A 25104-nucleotide genomic window follows, 5' to 3' on the forward strand; every position below is an offset into this window, starting at 1 on the left:
ATAAAGTCGTAAAGCATGATTAAACGTATTACCGAACATTTTTCCCCGAAATATTATTTATTAAATTTGTTGCTAGGTATGACCGCACTTTTCGGGTTTTATCTGATCATTGCTTGGTCGGGATACACGCCGCTGGATAACTCCTGGGCGACCTCCAGTTTTGCACCAGATACCATCAACAAAGCCGGCGCATTCGGGGCGTGGTTTGTGGATCTATTTTTTGTACTCTTCGGTTACGTGGGGAATGTTATTCCGTTCATGTTGTGTTTTATTCCCACGTATTTAATTCGTACTAAACGAGTGACTTCGCTGACATGGACGAAATTTAGTTTGCGGACATTCGGTTTTATTTTATTGCTTTGCGGGTTAACGGTCATTTGCACATTGTCTTTTAACAACACGGCAAATTATTTATCCGGTGGCGTGTTAGGCGGCTGGCTCACGTTAACGTTCTATGAGGCGGCCGGAAAATTCGGATTGCTTGTCTTCGCGGGCATTTTTGCCCTCGCGGGCTTTATTTTGTGCTCCGGTGCTTCGTTTATTCGTCTGTTGCTTCGTTTTTATCAATGGTTAACCATGCAAACGCCACCAGCGGAAGAAACGCAACCGCAAGCAGAAGAAAATGCTCCTGCTGAAGCGAAAGAAGAAATTATTTTGGTTTCTCAAGAAAGCCTAATGACGCAGGCAAAAGGCTTGGCTGAAGAAAATTCAGCAGAAACAAATACGGAATCAAATCATCAGCTTCATATCACCGGGCTCTCTGAAGAAACGACATCAGTGTCTTCTGACACTATGACGATTACTATGGAAAAAGAGACTGATACTGCTGATGCGTTTATTTCTTATGATTTTGAGCAGCAAGAGGCATTACCCAATGTGACCATTGCTACACCTGCCCAAGACGCTCTACCACTGACACAAGTACCTGTTGAGCCAAAGACTGAGATCCAAAGTGCGGTGGATTTTTCCCATGATTTTTCAGAACGGGAAATGATGCCAACGGTGTCTTTAGCATCGCCACATGCGAATGCGCATGAAGAGACGTTACAACCGACTCAAATTCATCATGAAACAACCGTAGTTACTCCGTCGGTGAGTGACACAGAAGAAGTCGAAACAGGCGTACCTCACATTACGCCACAATATAAACCTTATGGTGATTCTCTTGTGCATCCGGCATTTCAGCAGCATAAAGCTAACGTAGAAAAACCGACCACACCATTGCCGAGCTTGGATTTATTGGAGCGTCACCAAAGCAAAGCTCAAAATATTACTCAAGAAGAAATTGTGGAAACCTCGCAACGTATTGAACAACAGTTACGCAATTTCAATGTGAAAGCCAAAGTGAAAGATGTGTTGGTTGGTCCAGTGGTAACCCGTTATGAATTGGAATTAGACCCAGGCGTAAAAGCCGCCAAAGTCACCAGTTTGGATACAGACTTGGCGCGCGCTTTGATGTTCCGCTCAATTCGTGTGGCGGAAGTCATCCCAGGTAAACCTTATATCGGCATTGAAACACCGAATGATCATCGTCAAATGGTGCCGCTTCGCGATGTGCTGGATAGCGATGAATTCCGTAATGCCAAAGCGTTGCTTTCCATGGCATTAGGTAAAGATATTAGCGGTAAACCTATGATCGTGGACTTGGCTAAAATGCCTCACTTATTGGTGGCGGGAACCACCGGTTCCGGAAAATCCGTTGGCGTGAATACGATGATTTTAAGCTTGCTTTATCGCGTGAAACCGGAAGAGGTCAAGTTCATCATGATTGACCCGAAAGTTGTCGAACTTTCTATTTATAACGACATTCCTCATCTGTTGACGGAAGTGGTGACCGACATGAAAAAAGCTGCCAATGCGTTGCGTTGGTGCGTGGATGAAATGGAACGTCGTTATCAATTATTGTCTGCTTTACGGGTACGTAACATTGAAGGATTTAATGAAAAAATCGATGAATATGATGCGTTAAAAATGCCGATTCCAAATCCATTGTGGCGTCCGGGCGATTCTATGGATCAGCTTCCGCCTCCGTTGGAAAAACTCAGCTATATTGTAGTCGTCGTAGATGAATTTGCCGATTTAATGATGGTTGCCGGCAAACAGGTGGAAGAACTGATTGCTCGTTTGGCGCAAAAAGCCCGCGCAGTGGGAATTCACTTAATTTTGGCAACGCAACGTCCTTCTGTGGATGTGATTACCGGCTTGATTAAAGCCAATGTGCCGAGCCGTATCGCGTTCACTGTGGCAACTAAAATTGACTCACGTACGATTCTCGATGCAGGTGGTGCCGAATCCTTGCTGGGCAAGGGCGACATGTTGTATTCACCGCAAGGTTCTACCGAATTAGTCCGTATTCACGGTGCCTTTATGAGCGATGAGGAAGTAGGCCGTGTCGTAGATGATTGGAAAGCGCGTGGTAAACCGAATTACATTGATGGCATCTTAGACGGCAACGAGGATGAAGACGCCTTAGAACGGTTAGGTGATAGCTCGGGCGAGACCGATGAGTTGTTTGATGAAGTGGTCGAGTTTGTTGTTAGTACAGGTACCACCTCAATTTCTGCGATTCAACGCCGTTTTCGTGTGGGATTTAATCGTGCCGCGAATATCATGGATCAACTGGAAGAGCAGGGTATCGTCTCGCCATTGCAAAACGGCAAACGTGAGATTTTGGCGCGTGGGGCAGATTATTAGAATAAATCTCACCTTTTGAGGTCAAAGGGTTACTGTATTTTTTGCTGTTTAATCGATTCATAAATGAGGCGACGAAAGGCAATCTTAATAAGGAATTGAATAACATGAAAAAAACGTTTCAAAAACTCACCGCACTTTCTCTTTTGGCGATAGCCTCTTTTGCATGGGCAAATGCCGATATTGAGTTACAGAATCGCTTAAATAAAGTGGATACGTTAAGTGCCGATTTTGCACAAACGGTGAGTTCGGCAAATGGTAAAAATGTGCAACAAGGCAACGGAAAGTTACAAATCAAGCGTCCGAATTTGTTTCGTATGGATACCAAATCCCCACAAGAAACCCAAATTATTGCGGATGGACAAACCCTTTGGTTCTATGATCCCTTTGTGGAACAAGTGACGGCCAATTGGGTAAAAGAGGCGGTAAATAATACGCCATTCGTGTTGCTCACCAGCAATGACAAAAGTCATTGGGCGCAATATTCGGTGGAACAAAAAGATGACACGTTCGTGTTAAAACCGAAAGCCAAAAACAGCAATATCAAGCAATTTGATATTCGTATCGATCAAAACGGCGTATTAAAAGGTTTTAGTACCATTGAAAAAGACGGGCAGTCTAATCAATATATCTTGCGCAATATTACCAACCAACATTTAGATAGCGGTTTGTTTAAATTTAGCGTACCGAAAGGCGTAGAATTGGACGACCAACGTAAAAAATAAGCGAATTGAACCATGTCTAACTTTAGCTTTGATTTCAACGAAAATGACTTTCGCCCTTTAGCAGCCAGAATGCGGCCAACCACCTTGGCGCAATATTGTGGCCAGTCTCATTTGTTGGGCGAAGGTAAACCGTTGCGTAAAGCGATTGAGGCAGGCTATGTTCATTCCATGATTTTCTGGGGGCCACCCGGCACCGGCAAAACCACGTTGGCAGAAATTATCGCGCAATGCATTCAGGCGGAAGTGGAGCGTATTTCCGCCGTTACCAGCGGCATTAAAGAAATTCGCGAAGCTATCGAAAAAGCCAAACAAAATAAATTGGCGGGTTTGCGTACCATTTTGTTTGTGGATGAAGTGCATCGTTTCAACAAAAGCCAGCAAGATGCATTCCTGCCTCATATTGAAGATGGCACCATTATTTTTATTGGTGCCACCACAGAAAATCCTTCCTTTGAATTAAATAACGCACTGCTTTCCCGCGCACGGGTTTATATTCTCAAACCACTTTCCACGCAGGAAATTGAGCGTGTGTTGCAACAAGCCATTGATGATCCGGAAAACGGCTTGGGCAAAGTGCGGTTAGATTTGCAGGAAAATTTGTTGTCGCTTTTGGCGGAATATGTCAATGGCGATGCACGCCTTGCGTTGAATTGCCTCGAAATGATGGTGGACATGGCGGCCGAATCGAAAAACGGCAAAATTTTAGACCGCACTTTACTCACGGAAGTCTTAGGTGAACGCCAAGTGCGCTTTGACAAACAAGGCGACCGATTCTACGATTTCATTTCTGCGCTACATAAATCCATTCGCGGATCCGCACCAGATGCGGCACTCTATTGGTATGCCCGCATTATCACTGCCGGCGGCGATCCTCTTTATGTGGCACGCCGTTTGTTGGCAATCGCTTCGGAAGATGTGGGAAATGCTGACCCGCGCGCAATGCAAGTCGCCCTTGCCGCCTGGGATTGCTTTACTCGTGTAGGTGCCGCCGAAGGCGAACGCGCCATTGCACAAGCTATCGTGTATTTAGCCGTTGCACCGAAAAGCAATGCGGTTTACCTTGCTTTTAAAGCTGCGAAAAAATTGGCGACGGAATCAGCTGATTTTGATGTGCCGGAACACCTCCGCAACGCGCCAACCAATCTGATGAAAGATCTCGGTTTCGGTGCTGAATATCGCTATGCCCACGATGAACCCAACGCCTACGCCGCGGGTGAAAATTACTTCCCGCCAGAACTTAAAGACACACAATTTTATTTTCCGACTACAAGAGGGATGGAAATTAAGATGAAAGAGAAATTGGACTGGTTAAAAGGATTGGATCAGGAAAGCCAGAAGAAACGTTATAAGTAGGGTTTCTATTTGCATTCGAACCAGATAAAAGTGCGGTTGATTTTAGAATTGTTTTTTGATTTATGAACATATAAAAAAGGCTACTTCATGAGAAGTAGCCTTTTTTCATCTGATTAAATCTAATCTAAATTACAAGTATCCAAACAGGGTTGTGAAAATATAACCGAAGATACAGGAAGTAATTACACCGATTAAGCCCGGTAAAATAAAGCTGTGGTTGATGACAAATTTACCGATGTGGGTCGTACCTGAACGGTCAAATTGAATCGCGGCCAAGTCGCTTGGGTAGGTTGGTAAAATGTAGTAACCGTAGCAAGCCGCTGCGAAGGCAAGAATAATCGCCGGGTCAACACCGATACCTAATGCAAGCGGTACGAATGCCACCAATGCAGCAGCTTGGGAGTTAACGAATTTAGAGATTAATAGTAGCATCACAGCATAAGTCCAAGGGTGCGCTTTTACGACATCCCCTAAGGCTGCTTTCATCATCGGTGTATGGACGGTAAACATGGTTTCTGCCATCCAAGAAATCCCGAACACTGCCACTAATGCAATCATACCGGAACGGAAGATTTCATTTTTACTAATTTTGCCGGCATCGGTTTTTGTAAAGATGATGATTAATGAGCCGGCCAATAACATGAAGATTTGGATAACGTGAACCATGCCTAAAGTGACTTTTTTCTTCGCAGTGTCTTTTAAGCCGATTGTCGCGTTTTCAATGGTTTCTGTTTTATCGCCGTCAGTAATGACCACATTGTTATCTTGTAAAACAACAGTTTGGGTTAATGTACCTTTGTTGTCGTAAATCTCAACGCTGTCATAAGCGGTTTTTGCTTTAGCTTTGTTGTCTTTAACATCAAGAGCAACTTTACCGTCTTTGGCTACGGCAAGAATTTTACCGTCTTTCACGTTAAAGCTTTTGACTGCTTTATCGCCTGAAAGCACTTCAACGACTTGTGCCGGTGCACTTTTCTCAAAAGATGGACGCAATTCTTTGAAATAACCCAATAAGGCAACCACTAAAATGGCACCAAAGAAAATCCACATTGCGTTCCAGCTGGATTGTGGTAATTTTTTATCAAGTAGGGAAGCGCTGTCGCCATACACATATTTTTTGAATTCAGGATCTTTTAATTTTTCTTGGAATTCTTGGTCTTTATCTAAATCTTTACCACGGAACCAGCTGAAGATACCAATAGCTAAAACACCACAAAGGGTGGATGGCACAGTGATTTTTAATAAATCTAAGTAACCGTCAAAGCCGGCTAAATGGTTTTGTGCATTCACCAAGAAAGCCGTTAAGGTGACTACTGCAACGGAAACCGGGGAAGCGATGATACCCATTTGTGAGGCGATAGAACTTGCTGCCATTGGGCGTTCCGGACGAATGTCGTTTTTAATCGCGATATCGTAAATAATCGGTAACATGGTATAAACCACGTGTCCGGTACCGCAAAGAATAGTGAGGGTGCAGGTAACGAACGGAGCGAGAATACTGACGTATTTCGGGTTTTTACGTAGTAATTTTTCTGCGATTTGCAACATCACATCTAAACCGCCACTGGCTTGTAATGTTGCAGATGTTACTACCACCGCAAGGATGGTTAACATGACATCGATTGCCGGTTTACCCGGTTCAATGCCGAAGCCGAACACCAAGACAATAAGACCGATACCGCCTAACAAACCGAGAGCGATACCGCCTTTTTTGGCGCCGTAGAATAAACAGATTAAGACGATCGCAAGTTGAATAGCAAATTGCGAGCCTTCACTTAAGTTCATTAGAAATTCCATAGATACTCCAGAAAATAATTTCATTTGGTGACGAGAAAATCAGCGCTAGTCTAACATTAAGACTACTTATTAAGTAGTAGAATTAGGAAAATTGTTGCGTTACATCAAAGTTTTATTTGCCTTGTTTTAAACTCATAGGGAGTATTCGATGACCTCTTTTTGAGTAGAAAATTGGGCTGGACGAAAAAACATGGCGATTTCTGACCGCACTTTAGTCCATGTTTTTGCTAGTTTATTGCTTGAATACGATATAGAATAAACGCAATTTTTAACACGGTATTAATAAACAGAAGAAGAAAGGTAAAAGTATGATCGATCCGAATTTACTTCGTAATAATTTGGCAGAAGTCGCAGAAAAATTAAAAATTAAACGTGGTTTCACGCTTGATGTGGCAAATATCACGCAACTAGAAGAACAACGCAAAGCCTTACAGGTAAAAACCGAAACGTTACAAGCAGAACGTAATGCCCGTTCTAAAGCGATCGGTGCGGCAAAAGCCCGTGGAGAAGACATTGCGCCATTGTTGGCAGAAGTAGACCACATGGCAGCAGAATTAGAGCAAGGTAAAGTTGAGTTAGAAAAAGTACAAAATGCGTTAAATGACATTGCCTTAAACATCCCGAACATTCCTGCTGATGAAGTGCCTTTAGGGAAAGATGACACTGAAAATCTTGAAGTATCCCGTTGGGGTGAACCACGCAAATTTGATTTTGAGGTAAAAGACCACGTTGCGTTAGGCGAAAATTTACAAGGCTTAGATTTTGCTTCTGCGGTGAAATTAACCGGTTCCCGCTTTGTGGTGATGAAAGGTCAAATTGCTAAATTACATCGTGCACTCGCGCAATTTATGTTGGATTTACATACGGAACAACATGGTTACACGGAAGCTTATGTGCCTTATTTAGTGAACCACGATACGCTTTATGGCACAGGTCAATTACCTAAATTCAGTGAAGATTTATTCCACACGAAACCGCTAGAAGGGCAAGATCCAAATGAAGTGCAACGCACTTATGCGTTGATCCCGACAGCGGAAGTGCCGGTCACTAACTTGGTACGTGGTGACATTTTAGAAGCGGAAAATTTACCGTTAAAAATGACCGCACATACGCCATGTTTCCGTTCTGAAGCAGGTTCTTACGGTCGTGATACACGCGGTTTAATTCGAATGCACCAATTTGATAAAGTGGAATTGGTTCAAATTGTGGAACCGGAAAAATCCATGGATGCACTGGAAGAACTGACCGGTCATGCGGAAAAAGTCTTGCAGTTACTTGGTTTGCCATATCGTAAAGTATTACTTTGCACCGGTGATATGGGCTTTGGTTCCTGCAAAACCTATGATTTAGAAGTTTGGGTACCGGCGCAAAATACGTACCGTGAAATTTCTTCTTGCTCTAACATGTGGGATTTCCAAGCGCGTCGTATGCAAGCACGCTGTCGTTTAAAAGGCGACAAGAAAACCCGTTTGGTGCACACCCTTAATGGTTCCGGTTTAGCCGTGGGGCGTACCTTAGTAGCAGTTTTGGAAAACTATCAAAATGCTGACGGTTCGATTACCGTACCGGAGGTTTTACGTCCTTACATGGGCGGATTAGAGGTGATTGGTAAATCTGCAAACTAAATTACTTAAAAAAATAAATATGGGTGCGGTTATACGCACCCATTTTTTTCTCTTAAAAACGCACTGAAAATTCACCGCACTTTTATACCTCAAAATATTCTAATTTCACCTCACATACGCTGGCGAGTAGGGCATCTGCTATTACTTTGTAGTTTAAGGTTTGAGATTTTTCGACCATCACCGCACGGGTGATATTTTCTACCATTTCACCACTTAAAATAAGATAATTCAGCGCAACCTGCATAGCCGGTAGGCTAGGGTTAAATGCCGCATTTTCCGCATAACTGCCGTGATAAATGTGTTGATCTTGCGTTTGTAATGCAATGCCATGGAAAGAGTTTGAATAAGGCGCATGCGCTTGGTTAGCCATCGCAAGGGCTTGTGAAATCACTGGGTCGTTGCTGTTTAAGGATAATTGATTGTCATGTTGATCCAGCAAATGTAGCTGAATGTTTAAGTTTTTTGGCCCGAATGCATCAGGTAAATATTGGTGCAACGGATTATTCTGGCTATGCGGTAAATGAATTTGTAATCTTTCTGCGCTATTTAATTCATTCATAAACTGGCGACAATGGCCACATGGCGTGTAGTTGACGCTAATATCGGTGATTTGTTTTTCTCCGAGCATCCAAGCATGGCTGATCGCACTTTGTTCGGCGTGGATGGTTTGTTGAATATCTGTTTGGCAAAATTCTTGATTCGCGCCAAAATAAAAATTGCCGCTCACCCCTGTGGCGATCGCGCCAACATTAAAATGTGAGATAGGCGTGGTGGCATAACAAGCGGCAATAGGGAGCAGTTGAAGGGAGAGCTGTTGAGGAGTGATTTGATGTTTGTTGCATAAGTGCTGTACGACAAAGTGCGGTAGGAATCCCATAAATTTTTGCTCTTGTAAAATAAGCCAAATATCCTGAGCTAACAGTGCATTATCAATTTGGGACAACGCGTGGTGAATTTTGTCTGAAATTGGTGTTGTCATAATTCTCTCCTTTTTCGTTTTTAATGTCCTTATCTTAGCACCGGATAAAAAAAGTGCGGTTGAAAATTAATATAAATTTCGACCGCACTTTTGTGATGGCTATGAGAACAAATTATTTCGCTGCTTTCAGCTCTTGATAATATTGTTCGTAGTATTGAATCGCATCACCCACATCATCTTGCCAGTGGCTATTTTTTAATACTTCAGCCGTTGGATAGATTGCCGGATCTTCAGTGATTTCTTTTGGTAAGGCTTTTTTCGCTTCAAGGTTAGCGGTTGGATAGCCGATAGCTAAGGTTAATTTTTCCGCCGCTTTTGCGCCCAACATATAGTTAATTAATTTGTGTGCGCCCTCCGGGTTTTTAGAAGTAACCGGAATCGCGAGGGTATCTACCCAAAGGACCGGACCTTCTTTTGGGAATACCATGTCTAAAGGTGCCTGTTCTTTTTTCGCAATACGTACGGAACCATTCCATAATTGACCGACTTCCACTTCACCGGAAATGAAAGAGTTTGCCGGGTTGTCGGAATTGAAAGAAAGCACGTTTGGACGTAATTTCAGTAATTCTTCATAAGCCTGTTTGATAATCGCCGGATCTTGTGTGTTCGGATCCTGGCCGATTTTCAATAACGCGATGTTGAATACTTCGCGGGCATCATCTAATAATTGCACTTTGTTGGCAAATTCAGGTTTCCATAAATCACCCCAGGAGGTGAAATCGCTGCCTTTGTAAGTATTGGTGTTAAAGGCAATACCTGGTGCGCCTAATAATTGCGGAAGGGAATATTTGTTGCCTTTGTCGTAAGGTTTGTCGAGCCAATCAGGGTCTAATTCTTTAATGACAGGTAATTTGCTGTGATCAAGTTCTTTTAACATCCCTTCGCGCGCCATTTTGGACACAAAGTAGTTAGAAGGCGCAATAACATCATAACCGCCGGCTGCACCTTGGGTTTTGATTTTTGCATACATGGTTTCGTTGGATTCGAGACTGGAAACAATCACTTTAATACCGGTTTCTTTGGTGAATTCATCGAGAAGACCATCCGGTACATATTCAGTCCAAGTGTAAAGATACACGGTATCATTTGCGGGTGCTTCAGCTTTAGGGGCTTCCGGCGTTGCTTGCGCTTGCTTGTTGTCTTTATCGTTACAACCGGTAAGGGCAACAGCGATCATACTTGCGGTGAATAAACCAGCAAATTTTTTCATTTTTGTTTGTTCTCCGTAAAAGAGGTGAAAAAAACCACCTGCATAAAATACAGGTATAAAAAAACGCCTTGATTGTGCGTCAAGGCGTATTGTATGTGATATTAAATTATTTGTGAAACATTATTACGACTAGATGTCTTTGTGTTTTCTGCCGATAAATTGGCTGGCTACTACGAGTAATAATGAAAGCACAATCATGATGGTTGCAAGGGCGTTTACTTCCGGTGTCACACCGGTTTTCACCAAGGAGAAAATACGCAACGGTAGGATTTCATAGCTTACACCGCTCACGAAAGAGGACACCACAACGTCATCGAGCGAGATGGTAAAGCTTAATAACCAACCGGATACCACAGCAGGTAATGCAAGTGGCAGGATGATTTTGCGTAAAATCGTCACTTCACTGGCACCCAAATCTTTCGCAGCTTCTAACATTCTTGCATCGAAACCGTTTAAGCGAGAGAAAATGGTGACGGTGACATACGGCAAACAGAAGGTGACGTGGGCGAGTAATAGCGACCAGAAACCTAAAGAAATACCAACTACCATGAATAAGGCGAGCAAAGATACCGCCATGACGATATCCGGCGACATCATCACAATAAACAACATGCCACTCACAGCTTGTTTGCCACGGAAACGGTAGCGATAAAGGGCGATAGCGGTTAAACCACCGATAATTGTCGCTAAGGTTGCCGAAAAGAAGGCAATCGTCACAGAGTGTACTGCAGCTTGGATAAGGGTGTCGTTATTGAAAAGACGCTCGTACCAGCTCCAGCTAAAGCCTTTCCAACTTAAACCATAACGGTCTTCGTTGAAGGAGTTGGTCACTAAAATAATAATTGGGATATACAAATAAGCGTATACCACAAACATAAAGATATTACGTAGTAAACGGCTCATTATTCTAACTCCACTTTCTTATTCAATAGTTTATTTGCACGGTAGTACACGAAAATCAACAATGCCATGAGAATTGTTAATCCGATACTGATGGCAGAACCGAACGGCCAGTTGCGGGAAATCAAGAATTCACTCTTAATCACGTTACCTACAAGCAACACTTTCGCACCGCCAAGTAAGTCGGCGACATAGAACATACCCATTGCCGGCAATAATACCAATAAACAACCGGCAATAATGCCCGGCATGGTTAATGGTAGAATCACACGGAAGAAACGTTGGAAAGCATTCGCACCTAAGTCTTTTGCCGCTTCTAATAAGCGTCCGTCTAATTTTTCAATCGCGGAGTAGAGTGGCAAAATCATAAACGGTAGAAGCAAATAGACTAAACCGATGATCACCGCCACTTCGGTGTTTAGAATGCGAATCGGCTCACTCAAAATGCCCATGTCCATCAACATTGTATTCAACACACCTTTCACGCCGAGGAACACTTTCATGCCGTAAATACGAATCAGCGAGTTTGTCCAGAAGGGTAACACCACAAGGAACAATAAGAGCGGTCGATATTTCGGGTGAATTTTGCTGACCATAAAGGCGAACGGATAGCCAATGAGTAAGCAAATAATGGTGGCAATGCCCGACATATACAATGAGTTCCACACCACCTGCGCATAAAGCGGATTAAACAGGTTGATGTAGTTATCAACGTTAAATGGCAAGGCATAAAAGTTGCTACCATCTCGGGTTAAAAAACTTACGACTAATACCAATAAGTTTGGGATCAGCACGAAGAAGATTAGCCAGCTGAAGATAATCGCAACAGTAATTTTTTGGAATTTATTATTGATTATCTTCATCGTTGAGTACAACCTCCCAACCTTCGTGCCATGTAATGCCTACGCGTTGACCGACACTGTGATCCATATGTGGGTCATCTTCATTAAAGAATTCGCTGACCAATACGCGTTTGCCGTTATGTTCGAATTCCACGGTAGATTCCAATGTCATGCCTTTATAAGTGCGGTCGATAATATGACCGATAATGGCTTTGGATTGTTCGTGTTCATCTAATTCTTCAATCACGATATCTTCCGGGCGAAGCAAGACTTGAAGTTGCTGATCTTTTTCGACCGGAATATCGGTATAGATATCGCAAATGCGGCCTTCCACATTAGCAAGCACCACGTTGTCTGATTTACGCTCAATCACGGTCGCATCAAAAACGTTAATTTCGCCGATGAAACGCGCCACAAACAAGTTTGCCGGATCTTCATAAATCTCACGTGGAGAACCGTCTTGTGCAATTTTACCTTTACGCAATAAGACAATACGATCAGACATCGTAATGGCTTCTTCTTGGTCGTGCGTAACGAAAATAAAGGTAATGCCTAATTGGCGTTGTAATTGTTTTAACTCGTATTGCATTTTTTTACGCAATTTGTAGTCCAACGCAGAAAGAGATTCGTCAAGCAATAAGACTTTAGGTTTATTGACGACCGCACGAGCAATCGCGATACGCTGTTGTTGTCCGCCTGAAAGCTGGGTTGGTTTACGTTCCGCCATTTCTTCCAACTGCACCATACGCAATGCCTCTAACACACGAGGTTTGATCTCGCTTTCCGGCACTTTTTGCATACGCAAACCGAAAGCTACGTTTTCAAAAATCGTCATGTGCGGGAACAAAGCATAGCTTTGGAATACGGTGTTGATGTGACGTTTTTCTGCCGGCACATTGGTAATGTCTTCACCGTCCAAAATAATGTTGCCTGAATCTAATTCCTCCAATCCGGCCAATAAACGCAACACGGTGGTTTTACCACAACCGGATGGGCCAAGAATGGTGACAAATTCACCATTATTAATGGTTAAATTAAAATCATTAATAATGGTATTGGAACCGTAGGATTTTTTGATTGAACGAAGCTCAATAATTGGCTTGTTTTGAACCGAGTTTTCCACTTTCTTTGGTTTTCTCCCTAATGTACCGAAATTTTTCGGTAAAAATTAGAAACAAATGCCCACAAAAATGTAGGCGGCGACTGTAAAATAAGCGCTAATGATATAGTGAACGGGAGATAATGAAAAGGAATTAATCAGGTTTTTTCATAAAAACTAAAATAGTTGTGATATATCAAGGATTTTGGCCCTATTTCTAGCTAGACTTAACACAATTTTTTATTGTTTTTTCGGAAAGTCAAATTAGATAAAAATAAGGGAGAAAAAGAATGCAAGATTTATTATCTCGAGAACCGGTGTTGGAGCGTTTTTTTAATTATGTGAGTTATGATACGCAAGCCAAACTTGGTGCGAAAATTTCTCCTAGTTCGGCAGGACAATTAGCCTTAGCCAAACTGTTACAGCAAGAATTGGTGGCACTCGGGTTGCAAGAAATCGAGCTCAATAAACACGCTGTATTAACCGCATTTTTACCCTCCAACGTAGATCCTCACGCGCCGACAATTGGTTTAATTGCCCATCTCGACACCTCGCCGGATTGCAGCGGCAAACATGTACAACCTGAAGTGATTGATAACTATCGTGGTGGCGATATTGCTTTGGGTATCGGGGAAGAGTTTATCAGCCCGGTGTATTATCCTTTCTTACACCAACTGGTCGGCAAAACCTTAATCGTCACGGACGGTAAAACGTTGTTGGGCGCGGATAACAAAGCCGGAATAGCGGAAATTATGACCGCACTTTATCGCTTGAAAACCGAGAATTTACCTCACTGCAATATTCGGGTGGCGTTTACCCCGGATGAAGAAATTGGTTTAGGGATGCAATTTTTCCCGTTTGAGCGTTTTTCTTGTGATTGGGCGTATACGATAGATGGTGGCGCAGTCGGTGAATTGGAATATGAAAATTTCAATGCAGCTTCCGCAAAAATCACTTTCTACGGATGCAATATTCATCCTGGTTATGCAAAGCACAAAATGATTAATGCGCTTGCGTTGGCCTGCGAATTTCAAAATGCGTTCCCGGCGACGGAAGTGCCGGAACAAACGGACGCACGAGAAGGTTTTTTCCATTTGAACCACTTTGACGGGACGATTGAAAAAGTGGAATTACAGTATTTAATCCGCGATTTTGACAGCGCTCATTTTGAAAAACGTAAACAATTTATCCGTGATTTAGTGGAAAAATTTAACCGACAAAAACGTTTGTTAAAACCGGTTGAATTGGTTTTAACGGAAAACTATAAAAATATGTATGAGGTGATTAAACAGGTTCCGCAAGCCATTGAGCTAGCCGATTTAGCCATGAAACAATGTAATATTACCCCTAATCATAAATTGATTCGTGGTGGTACAGACGGCGCGTGGTTGGCGGAAAAGGGTTTGGCTTGTCCGAATATTTTTACCGGCGGTTATAACTTCCATAGCAAGCATGAATTGATTACGCTGGAAGGCATGAAAGATGCCGTGAACGTGATTGTGAAGTTACTTGAATTAGCAACGAAGAAATAAATTCATTTCAAAAACAAACCGCACTTTGGCTTTTTTAGTCAAAGTGCGGTTTGTTTTTGGTGTGTTTGTTATATATAAAAAACACCGCCGTAAAGGCGGTGCTTGAGTGAATTATTGAATTTTTTGAATTTGATGTACTTCAATGCTTGTCGGTTCACCAAAATCTTTATCAACGGAACCTTGAATGCGAACGCGATCGTTTGGCGTGACATTGACGCCTTTCCACGCGTGATCATCAACATCCACTTTGATTTCACCCGTGCTATCACGGAAAACAAATTCATCGTCATCAATTTGACGAACAAAGTTGCCTTCTAAAGTAACTGGGGCGTGATCAGCCATTTTTTGTGCCGCTTGCACGGTGGTTAGATTGTTACTTGCGTTAGTGTCTTGAAAACCGGCAAATGCGGTAGAAGACATGGCTAATAATGCTGCTAAGGTTACGATTTTTTTCATAAAGACTCCTAAATAATATCAGATGGAATAGTCACGCCACATCGCTGTTTGTGTCGGATGTGGCGCATTATAAGTGGTGTTTCTTAAGAAATTCTTAAAATATTAAATATTTTTATTCAATATTTAAAATAAAAAACGCTTGGAAAAATGACCGCACTTTAATGGCTTGGCGGCAATGCACCCTGATTCCATTTCTGGCTATCTTGCGGACGTTTTATTTGCAATAAGAAACGTTGATTCGCTTTCGCTGGTTCCTGAACGACTGTGCCGGATGGCGTAGAGAAAGAAATTCCTCCTTTGAGCAATTGCTGTACGCTGCCGGTGTTAAATTGTGCCCCAGACAAGCTCAGGTTGAAATCGTAGCCCGAAGCAATCCAGAATTCAGAGTTTTTGCGGACTAAATGTTGGTATTTTGACGCAATGACAATATGAATTAATACGCGATCGCCGAGGGAGTTTAGCTCTAAATTTTTAATTGTACCTACTTCTACACCACGATACATGATCGGCGAACCGGTAGTAATGTTTAACGCATCTGTCGTTTCTAAGACAAGCGGCAAGCCATTGGTGTATTTGATGTTATTGCTGATGGATTGGGTTAAGGTAAATTGGGTTTTCGTTTTGCCGGAACCAATCTCTACATCAATATACGGTTGTAATAGGCTGTCGATATTTTCAATACCACCCGCGGAAATTTGCGGTGAAATCACTTTGAAACGGGAGCCTTCTTTGGCAATTAATGCCATATAATTCGGATGAATCAACGCTTTGCTGATGATTTTATTATTTTTTTGATCTAATTGAACGCTGTCAATTTCGCCGATCGTTAAACCCAAATAACGTAGCGCCATGCCTTTACTTAAATTCGTCGCATCTTCTGCCGTGAGGATAATTTGTTGTCCGGCAGATTTTGCTCGAAGTTCATTCGGATAAAGGGTGCGATTATGTTTGCTACCACTGTTATCAAAACTGATTGCGCCTTTTAGTGAACGGGTAATCGGTGTTGCTTGAATGCTGATACCTTTCGGCGTAATGTCAATTTGCGCCGCACTTTCCACCCAGAACAGGCTTTTATCAGTTAATAAGTGTTGATATTTCGGATAAATAAATACATCAACTGCAAAGTTTTGCTGTTGTGGACGGATATCTAAAATTTTGCCCACTTCATATTGGCGATAAAGTACCAATGACCCTTTGTTAATACTTGGCAAATTGGACGTTGTCAGGGTGGTTGTCGGATTGGGGCTATTATCGGTAATACCGGCCTCTGCACTGGTTAAATCGCGATAAAGTACATAATTTTCTTTTGCTTTACTTTGTTCTTTGCCTGCAATAACTCGAATGCCGCCTTGTAACCATCGTTCTGGCGTGGCAGCTTCAAAGCGTAAGCCATCAACGCCAATACTCACATCAAAATTGGATGCGGCAACAAATAACGTATCACTGTGGATCAAATAGCGATAATCAGCGGCAACGGCAACTTTAAATTGCACCCCATCGGAAGCGACATGTTGCGCAACCACTTCACCAATTTGAATGTTGTTATAAATTAGTGGTTGTCCTTCGCTAATGCCGTAGGTTTCCGGTGCGCTCAAAGTGAGCACCAAGGTGTTCGGTTGTTTGAGCAGTAACTCACTTTCTTTAATTACATTAAAGACGGTTTGATTATCACCATCGCCCGGCAGAACTTCAAAATATTGACCGCGTAAAAGTTTTTGAATATCGGTTAAATCGCCTAAGCCACTTTTTTTCGCTCGCAATACAATGTGGGTATTAGTTTTAAATAAATTGGTTAGGTTCGGATCAATGAGCAATGTACCACTTAACATTTCATCGTTATTTTCTACCGCACTTAATTTGGATAGCACACCAATTTCCGTATTTTGGTAATACACTTGCGTTTTGCCTGCCTCTAAGCCGGCGACATTCGGAATATTCACGCTGATATTAATGCCGCGTTTTGCCGCTTGTAAATTGGAATAAAGCGTATAGGTTTCATTCATTTCCGCAATCGGGCTGTCGTGTGGTGAATCAAAAGCGGCAGCGCCTTGCACCACCGCATTCAGACTATCAACGTTCACATTTAAACCGGAAACACCGATGTTGGCATTAATGCCGCTGATGTTCCAAAAGTGGCTGTCTTTTTTCACAAATTTTGCATAAGGTTTGTCGATGACAATATCAATTTCGACTTTTTTACCGTCTTCGGTGAAATGGTAGTCATAAACTTTCCCCACGGGCATTTTTTTGTAATAAATTGAGGCACCAATGGAGATAGAACCCAGATCATCGGCGATTAAATGAATTAATAAATCACCAGGGTTTAATTGTGCAATCGGACCTTCTGTTTCTGCAATAAATTCGTTTTTGGCATCGCCATCACCCGGTTGTAATGTGATGTAGTTACCTGACACCAAGGCATCTAGCCCTGAAATCCCTGCCAAAGAAGCACTTGGTTTGACTAACCAGAATTTGGTGTTTTCACGCAGCACGCTTCTTGCTTCTGGGTAAATATTAGCCACCACATCGACTTTTTGTAGGTCATCGGTGAAATTCACTTTTTTTACAACACCGATCTGTAAACCTTGATAGCGGATTTGAGTTTTATCTGCGACTAAACCTTCACCATTTGCAAAAGTAATACGAACGCTAATGCCTTGTTCCTGAATTATTTGGAAGAACAAGATAGCGCCAATACAAAGCGCAATGAAAGGAAGAAGCCAAAAAGGCGAAATACGTCTATTTTGAGTGACGTTGGTATCGACTTCAGTGTGTGTTGTGTGTTTTGTGTTGTCTGTCATAAATTTCCCAAATTAAGCGGCTATCAAATTGTTCCGCCGCAATCATTGTTAAGAAAACTGAAGCGCCAAAATACAGCGCAGCAGTGCCTACAGAAAAATCAATAATTTGCCCTCTGGTTACTAAGGACATCATGAGTGCTAAAACGAATAAATCCAACATCGACCAGCGACCGACAAAATGGACCGCATGCAATAAACCCATTTGCCAGCGGATGGAATGTCTCAGCTTAAAATGTACACAAATCAGTAAATATAAAATAATCAATACCTTACTGACGGGGACGAAAATACTGGCGGTGAAAACGACAAAGGCAATGAAATAGCTTCCCATGTCAATAAAACTTAGCACGCCGGACATTAGCGTATCGGCACTTGGTGCTCCATTGACATAAATTACCGAGATGGGCAGCAGGTTTGCCGGAAAGAGCATGATAATACCGGCTAACAATAACGCCCAAGTCCGTTGTAATTTTATGGCAGAAGGAATATCAATTTGCGAATAACAACGGGGGCAAATTTCTTTGCCTTTATTATCCGTCAAGGGATTGAGGAAACTGTATTGGCAATAATGACAGTAGCGCAAATCCTCTGCTTTGGTGATGTCGTTGACCGCCTTACTTTGTGGGTAAAAATCATTCCACACTTCTGCCGGGTTAATTTTGATAAATAATAACGTGGTTAAAAGTGCAGTAAAAATAAAGGCGATTAAATAAATATCCAATTCTAACGTGGCGTATTCTTTTACTTTGAACATCGTCACCCCCAGCGCCACTAAATATACATCAAACATGACCCACGGTTTAATGTAGCCTAAGGAGATTAAAAGGTTGCGAGGTTTGGCTTTGACCATTTGCGCTAAGCGCAACAAAATGACTAAAAGCGCAAAGGCAATAGGCATAAAAACAGCACAAATAAAAATTAAAAATGCCGTATAAGAGAAGCCTTGTGTTGCCATTTTCCAAACCCCTTGCCATACCGAAGCATTAATTTTTTCACCGAGCAGGTGAATGCTCAACAGCGGGTAGGTGAGCGCAAAGGGCATGAGTATCAAAATTGAAAGGGCTATAATGGAACAGCGTTTAAGGCTCCAGCGGTTGGTTGAGTACAACACATTATGGCAGCGCGGACAGACAGCGCGTTGGCCTTTTTGTAAGGGCAGAATTTTGATCACGGCATTACAATCGCCGCAGCGGGCTATGCGGGAGTAATTTGCCTTGGTCAAATCGGTTTGTAACTTGCCTGTCATGAATTGTTATTCCTCATTAAAGAAACGCGTATTTTATACTGGTTCTTTTCTTTTGGCACGGATTTGCTGAAGATGGCATAAAAAAGTGCGGTCGTTTTTGCCGGCGTTTATGATTTCTCCACGCTAAAACTGATTATTCATTGTCATTTTTAGCCAAAGTGGCTAAAATGTGGCAAGTTTTTTCTATTCAAAATCTATATAGGATGTCTACAGGATTTCGTCATGACAGAAGTACAAAAATTAACTAATAATAAAGAAATAATTGCTTATTTGGCGGAAAAATTTCCGCTCTGTTTTTCTCTTGAGGGCGAAGCAAAACCATTAAAAATCGGTTTGTTCCAAGATTTAAGTGAAGCATTAAAAGATGATGAACGCGTAAGTAAAACACAATTACGTCATGCTTTACGTCAATATACGTCTAACTGGCGCTATTTACATGGTTGTAAAGTGGGTGCCGTGCGTGTGGATTTACAAGGTAATCCGGCTGGTGAATTAGAACAGGAACATGCGGATCATGCTGCTCAACAATTAGCGGAAGCTAAAGCATTGGTTGCACAAAAACGCGCAGCGGAAAAAGCCGCCAAGCCGGCAACGGAGAAAAAGCGCCCGGCGCGTCGTACTCCAAAACAGGGTGAAAAAATGGCACGTAAACCTAAATTAGCGCTGACCAGCGTAAACATGGCAGAGTTACAAGAAGGTCAGCTGGTGAAGGTCAAAGTGGGCGACAGAGCGCAAAATGCTAAAGTGTTGGAATTCTCCAACGAGGCCGCCCGCGTAGAATTAGATAACGGTTTGGTCGTAAACGTCACAGCAGATCGCTTATTTGCTTAAACCAACTTTTAATGAAGTTATCTGTGCAGATAACTTCATTTTGTTTTTGCCGTATATATTAGGAAAGTTTGAATGAAATTGAGTAAAACGAAAAATTATTTGACCGCACTTGTATTAGGAACGTTGTTTCTTAATGCGGGTGTTGTTGACGCGGTACAACCTAAGTTAAAGCCTTCAGATATTGTTGCACTGCAACCTTCTGAAGCGAATATGTTTGCCACGAAGCGGGCGACAACACGTTTGACGCAGTCTCATTATCGTAAATTTCAATTAGATGACGAATTCTCTGAGAAAATTTTTGACCGTTATCTCAAAGGGTTAGACTTTAACCGTAATACTTTTTTACAGTCGGATATTGATGATTTACGCGCAAAATATAGCAAAAAAATTGATGATGAATTGAATGCAGGCAACTTGGATATTGCGTTTAATATCTATGATTTAATGATGAAACGTCGTTATGAGCGTTATCGTTACGCATTGTCTTTGTTGGATAAAGAACCTGCTTTAAATGACGATACGCAAATTGAAATTGATCGTGAAAAAGCCGCATGGCCTAAAACGGAAGCGGAAGCCGATAAATTATGGGAAGCCCGTGTTAAAAATGACATCATCAATTTGAAATTAAAAGACAAAAAATGGCCTGAAATTAAAGAGAAATTAGTTAAACGCTATAACTTGGCCATTCGTCGATTGACTCAAACCAAAGCGGATGATGTGGTACAAACCTACTTAAACGCATTTGCCCGTGAAATCGACCCACATACCAGTTATTTAGCGCCTCGTACGGCAAAAAGCTTCAATGAAAGTATGAATCTTTCTTTGGAAGGTATTGGCGCTACGTTACAGTCTGAAGACGATGAAACCAGCATTAAATCGTTAGTGCCTGGCGCGCCGGCAGAACGTAGCAAAAAACTTAAAGCTGGCGATAAAATTATTGGTGTAGGCCAAGAAAAAGGTGAAATTGAAGATGTAGTCGGTTGGCGCTTAGAGGACATTGTTGACAAGATCAAAGGTAAAAAAGGGTCTAAAGTTCGTTTGGAAGTTGAATCGGCTAAAGGTGGCAAGTCTCGTATTGTTACCTTGGTACGTGACAAAATTCGTATTGAAGACCAAGCAGCAAAATTAACGATTGAGAAAATGGATGGCGTTGATGTTGCTGTGATTAAGATTCCTAGTTTTTACTTGGGATTAACAGAAGATGTCAAAAAATTACTTAACGACATAAAAGCGAAAAAAGCGTCTGCATTAATTGTTGATCTTCGTGAAAATGGCGGTGGTGCTTTAACAGAAGCTGTTGGTTTAACCGGTTTATTTATTAGTGATGGCCCGGTTGTTCAGGTTCGTGATGCTTATCAACGCATTCGTGTACATGAAGATCCGGATAATGCGCAGCAATATACCGGTCCGTTATTGGTGATGATCAACCGTTTTAGTGCATCAGCCTCTGAAATTTTTGCAGCAGCAATCCAAGACTATAACCGTGGCGTTGTTATCGGGCAAAATTCTTATGGAAAAGGTACCGTTCAACAAAGTCGTTCCTTGAATTTTGTTTATGATTTGGATCAAACGCCACTGGGTTTATTGCAATATACGATTCAAAAATTCTATCGTATCAATGGCGGTAGTACACAGCTGAAAGGTGTTGCGCCGGATATTCAATTCCCAGATGTCATTGATAGTAAAGAATACGGTGAAGAAAAAGAAGATAATGCGTTGCCATGGGATAAAATTCCGTCAGTGAATTATTCTGAGGTGAGCGAAGCACGCGAACCAGTCTCTGAATTGGTGCAAAAACATAATGACCGAATGGCGAAAAATCCGGAATTTATTGCACTTAACGAAGATTTAAAAGTGCGTAATGAACGTCGTGAACGTAAGTTCTTGTCGTTAAATTATCAAAAACGCAAAGCGGAAAATGATAAAGATGACGAGAAACGTTTGAAAGACATTAATGAGCGTTTCAAACGTGAAGGTAAAAAGCCATTGAAAGATATTGATGATTTGCCGAAAGATTATGAAGCGCCGGATTTCTTCTTGAAAGAGGCAGCTGCAATTGCGGCAGATATGGTTAAATTTGAGCAGAAAAAGGCTGAAATAAAACAGGCTGATAAGTCTGCAAATCAATAAATCTCTTGTTTTTGGATCGCACTTTTCTAAGTGCGGTCGTTTTTAAGAAAGTTTATAAAAATTAAGGTAAGTTGATGAATACTCGAACGTTTAAAGTAGTTACTCTCGCGATGATAAGCGCGCTTTATGTGGGGAATGTCGCTGCAGAAGAATTACAGCAAAGTGATTTAACTCTCGCCACACAGCAGTTGGAGCTCGAAAATAAGGTCGAGGAAGCGCGTTTAGCGGCAGAGAAAAAACGCTTGGCGCTTGAGGCTGAAAAACTTTTCTCTGAGCGTTTTGGTGATATCTCTCTTCAATTTAAACCTTTAATTGCCAAAATTTATGTTGAGAATCATTTTTCTCCAATTTGGACAGATAATCAGGCCAAGCAGCAATTTTTACACGATTATGCCTTAGCTATTGCCGGGGGAATTTCAAAACGCTCAGCAAATGCTTTAAATGCGATCCATGAAGCCGCTGGAAAAGGCGAGTTAATTGAAGATGTTCTGTTAACCGATGCATTTTTAGATTATTTGTTTTATGCCACCAATGTAGCGAAATCCGCACAAAAATGGTTATATGCAGGCAATAGCTATAAAGCCGGTCAGTTAAGTGATGAGCAAGTGTCTGCATGGTTAAGTGCGGTCAAAAATAATGATAATTTTACTTTTGTGAAAAATCTTTCCGGCGAAAATGCGCTCTTTAAGCAAACATCGGCGCGCGTTGCTCATGTGATTGAAGCGGGTGTTGATCAGCATAATGTGGTTGAATTGCATCGTTTGGCGATTAATGCTCAACGTTTACGCATTTTACCGGCTTTCCAAGATGGTATTTTCGTGAATATTCCAAGTTACGAACTCAATTATTATCGCGATGGACAAGTGGTTTTAAGTTCCCGTGTGATTGTTGGGCAATCCAGCCGTAAAACACCAGTGATGTCTAGTCGTTTGAGTAATGTGGTAGTGAACCCGCCTTGGAATGCGCCAACCCGTTTGATTAACGAAGACATTATTCCCAAAGTACGTAAAGATCCGAGTTATATTTATCGCCATGGCTATACGATTATTGATGGTAGTGGCAATACTATCGATCCTTATACTATCGATTGGGAAAATATGTCGGCGAAAAGATTCCCATATCGTTTACGCCAAGCTCCAAGTGATAACAGTGCATTAGGGAACTATAAATTCAACATGCCGAGTTCTGAGGCGATTTATTTGCACGATACACCGAAACGTAATTTATTTGGCAATAAAAACCGTGCGTTAAGTTCTGGTTGTGTCCGTGTGGAAAAATCCGATCAGTTGGCCACTATTCTATTGAAAGAAGCGGGTTGGACAGATGAAAGAAAACAAAATGTGCTGAAAAGTAAAAAAACAACCTCAGCGGGTATTAAATCCGACAATCCGGTCTTTTTATATTATATCACTGCATGGGTGGATAAAGATCAAGTTCACACTTTGCCGGATATTTACGGTTATGACAAAACGCCTGATTTAAGTTATATTAATTGGGATATTTTAAAACACTATATTCAACGTTAATCCGTGGGATTTAGCTTGGTAACTTTAATCAAGTAAACGGATTGCGATCATATTTAGGAAATACATAATGAGTCATATTAACCATAGTCGACGTAAATGGTTATCGCTAGGGGGAATTGTATTAGGCGCTTCGCTTTTACCGAATACGGTTTTAGCGGCTGTATCAACGCCAAAACCACGCCTACTAAGTTTTCGTAACATTAATACCGGTGAGAAACTGAGTGCAGAATTTGCGCTTGGACGTGGTTTCAGTAACGCCACGTTGCGATTGTTAGACCACCTTCTACGTGATAAGCGTACCAATCAGGTTCATCAAATGGATCCAAATCTGTTCACTAAATTTTATCAGGTACAGCAGAATCTTGGTTTACGTAACACGGAAATTCAAATTATTTGTGGCTATCGTTCTGCTGCCAGCAATGCGGCAATGCATCGTCGTAGCCGTGGAGTAGCAAGTAATAGCTACCATATTCGTGGACAAGCCATTGATTTTCGCATTGATGGTGTTCCGTTAGCGAAAGTACGTGATGCGGTTGATGCGCTACAAAATGGTGGTGTCGGTTTTTATCCGCACAGTAATTTTGTGCACATGGATACCGGCCCGGTGCGTACTTGGCGCGGTAGTTAGTAAAAAACATCTGAAATTTAGACCGCACTTTTGTGCGGTTTTTTTACCGAAAAATATGGCGAGTATCGTATGAACATTGAAATTATTCCTGTAACGGCATTTCAACAAAATTGTTCTTTAATTTGGGACGATGAAAAAAAAGCGGCAATTATCGACCCGGGTGGAGAAGCGGAAAAACTGATTAAACGGATTGAAGAACTTGGGCTGAATTTACAAGTGATTTTATTAACTCACGGCCATTTAGACCATTTGGGGGCGGCAGAAAAATTAAAACAGCATTTTAATGTCCAAATTTGGGGTTCTAATTCGCAAGATGATTATTGGTTTAAAAACTTGCCACAACAGTCAGAAAAATTTGGCATGCTGTTTGAGGTGTCTGCTTTTGAACCGGATCGTTGGTTAGATCAGGATGGTGAAACGCTCAATATCGGTGATTTCACGTTTGAGGTTTTACACTTGCCGGGACATACGCCAGGGCATATCGGTTTTATAGAACATCAAAAACGTATTGCTTTTACCGGTGATGTGTTGTTCAAAAATGGCATTGGACGAACAGATTTCCCTGGGGGCAACTATGAGGCAATTCTGGCGTCGATTCGTAATAAATTATACCCTTTGGGAGATGATATGATTGTTGTACCCGGGCATGGGCCTTATACCACTATTGGTGAAGAAAAACGAACCAACCCTTATGTCAAAGCGAGCGAGTAAATTACCTCATTAATTTTTTAGA

General features: G+C 41.8%; 19 protein-coding genes. 10 read left to right on the forward strand and 9 right to left on the reverse strand.

Annotated elements, in window-relative coordinates; translation table 11 throughout:
• The first annotated feature begins 15 nt into the window (after nucleotides 1-15).
• The 3 genes from J5A60_RS03015 to J5A60_RS03025 all read left to right on the forward strand — a co-directional run bounded on the left by J5A60_RS03015 (nucleotide 16) and on the right by J5A60_RS03025 (nucleotide 4769).
• On the forward strand, nucleotides 16-2694 hold the full coding sequence (locus tag J5A60_RS03015) for a DNA translocase FtsK (protein WP_212510530.1): 2679 nt from the start codon (nucleotides 16-18) through the stop codon (nucleotides 2692-2694).
• A gap of 104 nt (nucleotides 2695-2798) precedes the next feature.
• Nucleotides 2799-3416 (forward strand): outer membrane lipoprotein chaperone LolA, encoded by a 618-nt coding sequence (gene lolA, locus J5A60_RS03020; protein WP_212510531.1) that lies wholly within the window; start codon nucleotides 2799-2801, stop codon nucleotides 3414-3416.
• A 12-nt stretch (nucleotides 3417-3428) separates the two neighbouring features.
• Nucleotides 3429-4769 carry a replication-associated recombination protein A gene (locus J5A60_RS03025; protein ID WP_212510532.1) on the forward strand — a complete coding sequence of 447 codons (1341 nt, stop codon included), beginning with the start codon at nucleotides 3429-3431 and terminating at the stop codon, nucleotides 4767-4769.
• 129 nt (nucleotides 4770-4898) lie between these two features.
• Here the strand turns inward: J5A60_RS03025 and J5A60_RS03030 are convergent, their stop codons facing one another.
• A complete protein-coding gene (locus J5A60_RS03030) occupies nucleotides 4899-6566 on the reverse strand; it encodes an anaerobic C4-dicarboxylate transporter (RefSeq protein ID WP_048749511.1) in 1668 nt (555 codons plus the stop codon).
• A gap of 308 nt (nucleotides 6567-6874) precedes the next feature.
• Here J5A60_RS03030 and serS point away from each other — a divergent pair, with 308 nt between their 5' ends.
• The gene (gene serS / locus J5A60_RS03035) at nucleotides 6875-8191 is read left to right on the forward strand and encodes a serine--tRNA ligase (RefSeq protein ID WP_212510533.1); all 1317 of its coding nucleotides are present in this window, start codon (nucleotides 6875-6877) and stop codon (nucleotides 8189-8191) included.
• A gap of 82 nt (nucleotides 8192-8273) precedes the next feature.
• Here serS and cdd read toward each other — a convergent pair whose 3' ends face one another.
• The 5 genes from cdd to potA all read right to left on the reverse strand — a co-directional run bounded on the left by cdd (nucleotide 8274) and on the right by potA (nucleotide 13245).
• The gene (gene cdd / locus J5A60_RS03040; protein WP_048749515.1) at nucleotides 8274-9170 is read right to left on the reverse strand and encodes a cytidine deaminase; all 897 of its coding nucleotides are present in this window, start codon (nucleotides 9168-9170) and stop codon (nucleotides 8274-8276) included.
• Between the two features lie 112 nt (nucleotides 9171-9282).
• Nucleotides 9283-10380 carry an extracellular solute-binding protein gene (locus J5A60_RS03045; RefSeq protein WP_048749662.1) on the reverse strand — a complete coding sequence of 366 codons (1098 nt, stop codon included), beginning with the start codon at nucleotides 10378-10380 and terminating at the stop codon, nucleotides 9283-9285.
• A 129-nt stretch (nucleotides 10381-10509) separates the two neighbouring features.
• A complete protein-coding gene (potC, locus tag J5A60_RS03050; RefSeq protein WP_109127730.1) occupies nucleotides 10510-11283 on the reverse strand; it encodes a spermidine/putrescine ABC transporter permease PotC in 774 nt (257 codons plus the stop codon).
• Nucleotides 11283-12143, reverse strand: a complete 861-nt coding sequence (potB, locus tag J5A60_RS03055) for a spermidine/putrescine ABC transporter permease PotB (protein WP_109127731.1) — start codon at nucleotides 12141-12143, stop codon at nucleotides 11283-11285. Before potB ends, potC begins: the two co-directional genes overlap by 1 nt.
• The gene (potA, locus tag J5A60_RS03060) at nucleotides 12127-13245 is read right to left on the reverse strand and encodes a spermidine/putrescine ABC transporter ATP-binding protein PotA (protein ID WP_006717532.1); all 1119 of its coding nucleotides are present in this window, start codon (nucleotides 13243-13245) and stop codon (nucleotides 12127-12129) included. Before potA ends, potB begins: the two co-directional genes overlap by 17 nt.
• Nucleotides 13246-13511: 266 nt before the next feature.
• Between potA and pepT the strand changes: the two genes are divergently transcribed.
• Nucleotides 13512-14753 (forward strand): peptidase T, encoded by a 1242-nt coding sequence (pepT, locus tag J5A60_RS03065; protein WP_212510534.1) that lies wholly within the window; start codon nucleotides 13512-13514, stop codon nucleotides 14751-14753.
• A 111-nt stretch (nucleotides 14754-14864) separates the two neighbouring features.
• On the opposite strand, the gene J5A60_RS03070 is transcribed toward pepT, so the two are convergent.
• The 3 genes from J5A60_RS03070 to J5A60_RS03080 all read right to left on the reverse strand — a co-directional run bounded on the left by J5A60_RS03070 (nucleotide 14865) and on the right by J5A60_RS03080 (nucleotide 19256).
• Nucleotides 14865-15209 carry a YgiW/YdeI family stress tolerance OB fold protein gene (locus tag J5A60_RS03070; protein WP_212510535.1) on the reverse strand — a complete coding sequence of 115 codons (345 nt, stop codon included), beginning with the start codon at nucleotides 15207-15209 and terminating at the stop codon, nucleotides 14865-14867.
• A 158-nt stretch (nucleotides 15210-15367) separates the two neighbouring features.
• The gene (locus tag J5A60_RS03075; RefSeq protein WP_212510536.1) at nucleotides 15368-18010 is read right to left on the reverse strand and encodes a PqiB family protein; all 2643 of its coding nucleotides are present in this window, start codon (nucleotides 18008-18010) and stop codon (nucleotides 15368-15370) included.
• Nucleotides 17976-19256 carry a paraquat-inducible protein A gene (locus tag J5A60_RS03080; RefSeq protein WP_212510537.1) on the reverse strand — a complete coding sequence of 427 codons (1281 nt, stop codon included), beginning with the start codon at nucleotides 19254-19256 and terminating at the stop codon, nucleotides 17976-17978. The genes J5A60_RS03075 and J5A60_RS03080 overlap by 35 nt, the downstream gene beginning before the upstream one ends.
• Before the next feature lie 222 nt (nucleotides 19257-19478).
• Between J5A60_RS03080 and proQ the strand changes: the two genes are divergently transcribed.
• From proQ to J5A60_RS03105, 5 genes are all read left to right on the forward strand, one after another.
• A complete protein-coding gene (gene proQ / locus J5A60_RS03085; RefSeq protein WP_006717539.1) occupies nucleotides 19479-20087 on the forward strand; it encodes an RNA chaperone ProQ in 609 nt (202 codons plus the stop codon).
• Nucleotides 20088-20159: 72 nt separating this feature from the next.
• Nucleotides 20160-22217 carry a carboxy terminal-processing peptidase gene (gene prc / locus J5A60_RS03090; protein ID WP_212510538.1) on the forward strand — a complete coding sequence of 686 codons (2058 nt, stop codon included), beginning with the start codon at nucleotides 20160-20162 and terminating at the stop codon, nucleotides 22215-22217.
• 74 nt (nucleotides 22218-22291) lie between these two features.
• A complete protein-coding gene (locus J5A60_RS03095; protein WP_212510539.1) occupies nucleotides 22292-23743 on the forward strand; it encodes a L,D-transpeptidase family protein in 1452 nt (483 codons plus the stop codon).
• Nucleotides 23744-23810: 67 nt separating this feature from the next.
• Entirely contained in the window at nucleotides 23811-24371 is a 561-nt protein-coding gene (locus J5A60_RS03100; RefSeq protein WP_212510540.1) for a YcbK family protein, read from the forward strand.
• Between the two features lie 69 nt (nucleotides 24372-24440).
• Complete coding sequence (locus tag J5A60_RS03105) at nucleotides 24441-25082, forward strand: MBL fold metallo-hydrolase (protein WP_212510541.1); 642 nt, start codon at nucleotides 24441-24443, stop codon at nucleotides 25080-25082.
• The last annotated feature ends 22 nt before the right edge of the window (nucleotides 25083-25104 follow it).

The sequence above is a fragment of the Aggregatibacter sp. oral taxon 513 genome (genome assembly GCF_018128305.1).
Classification (GTDB): Bacteria; Pseudomonadota; Gammaproteobacteria; order Enterobacterales; family Pasteurellaceae; genus Aggregatibacter; species Aggregatibacter segnis_A.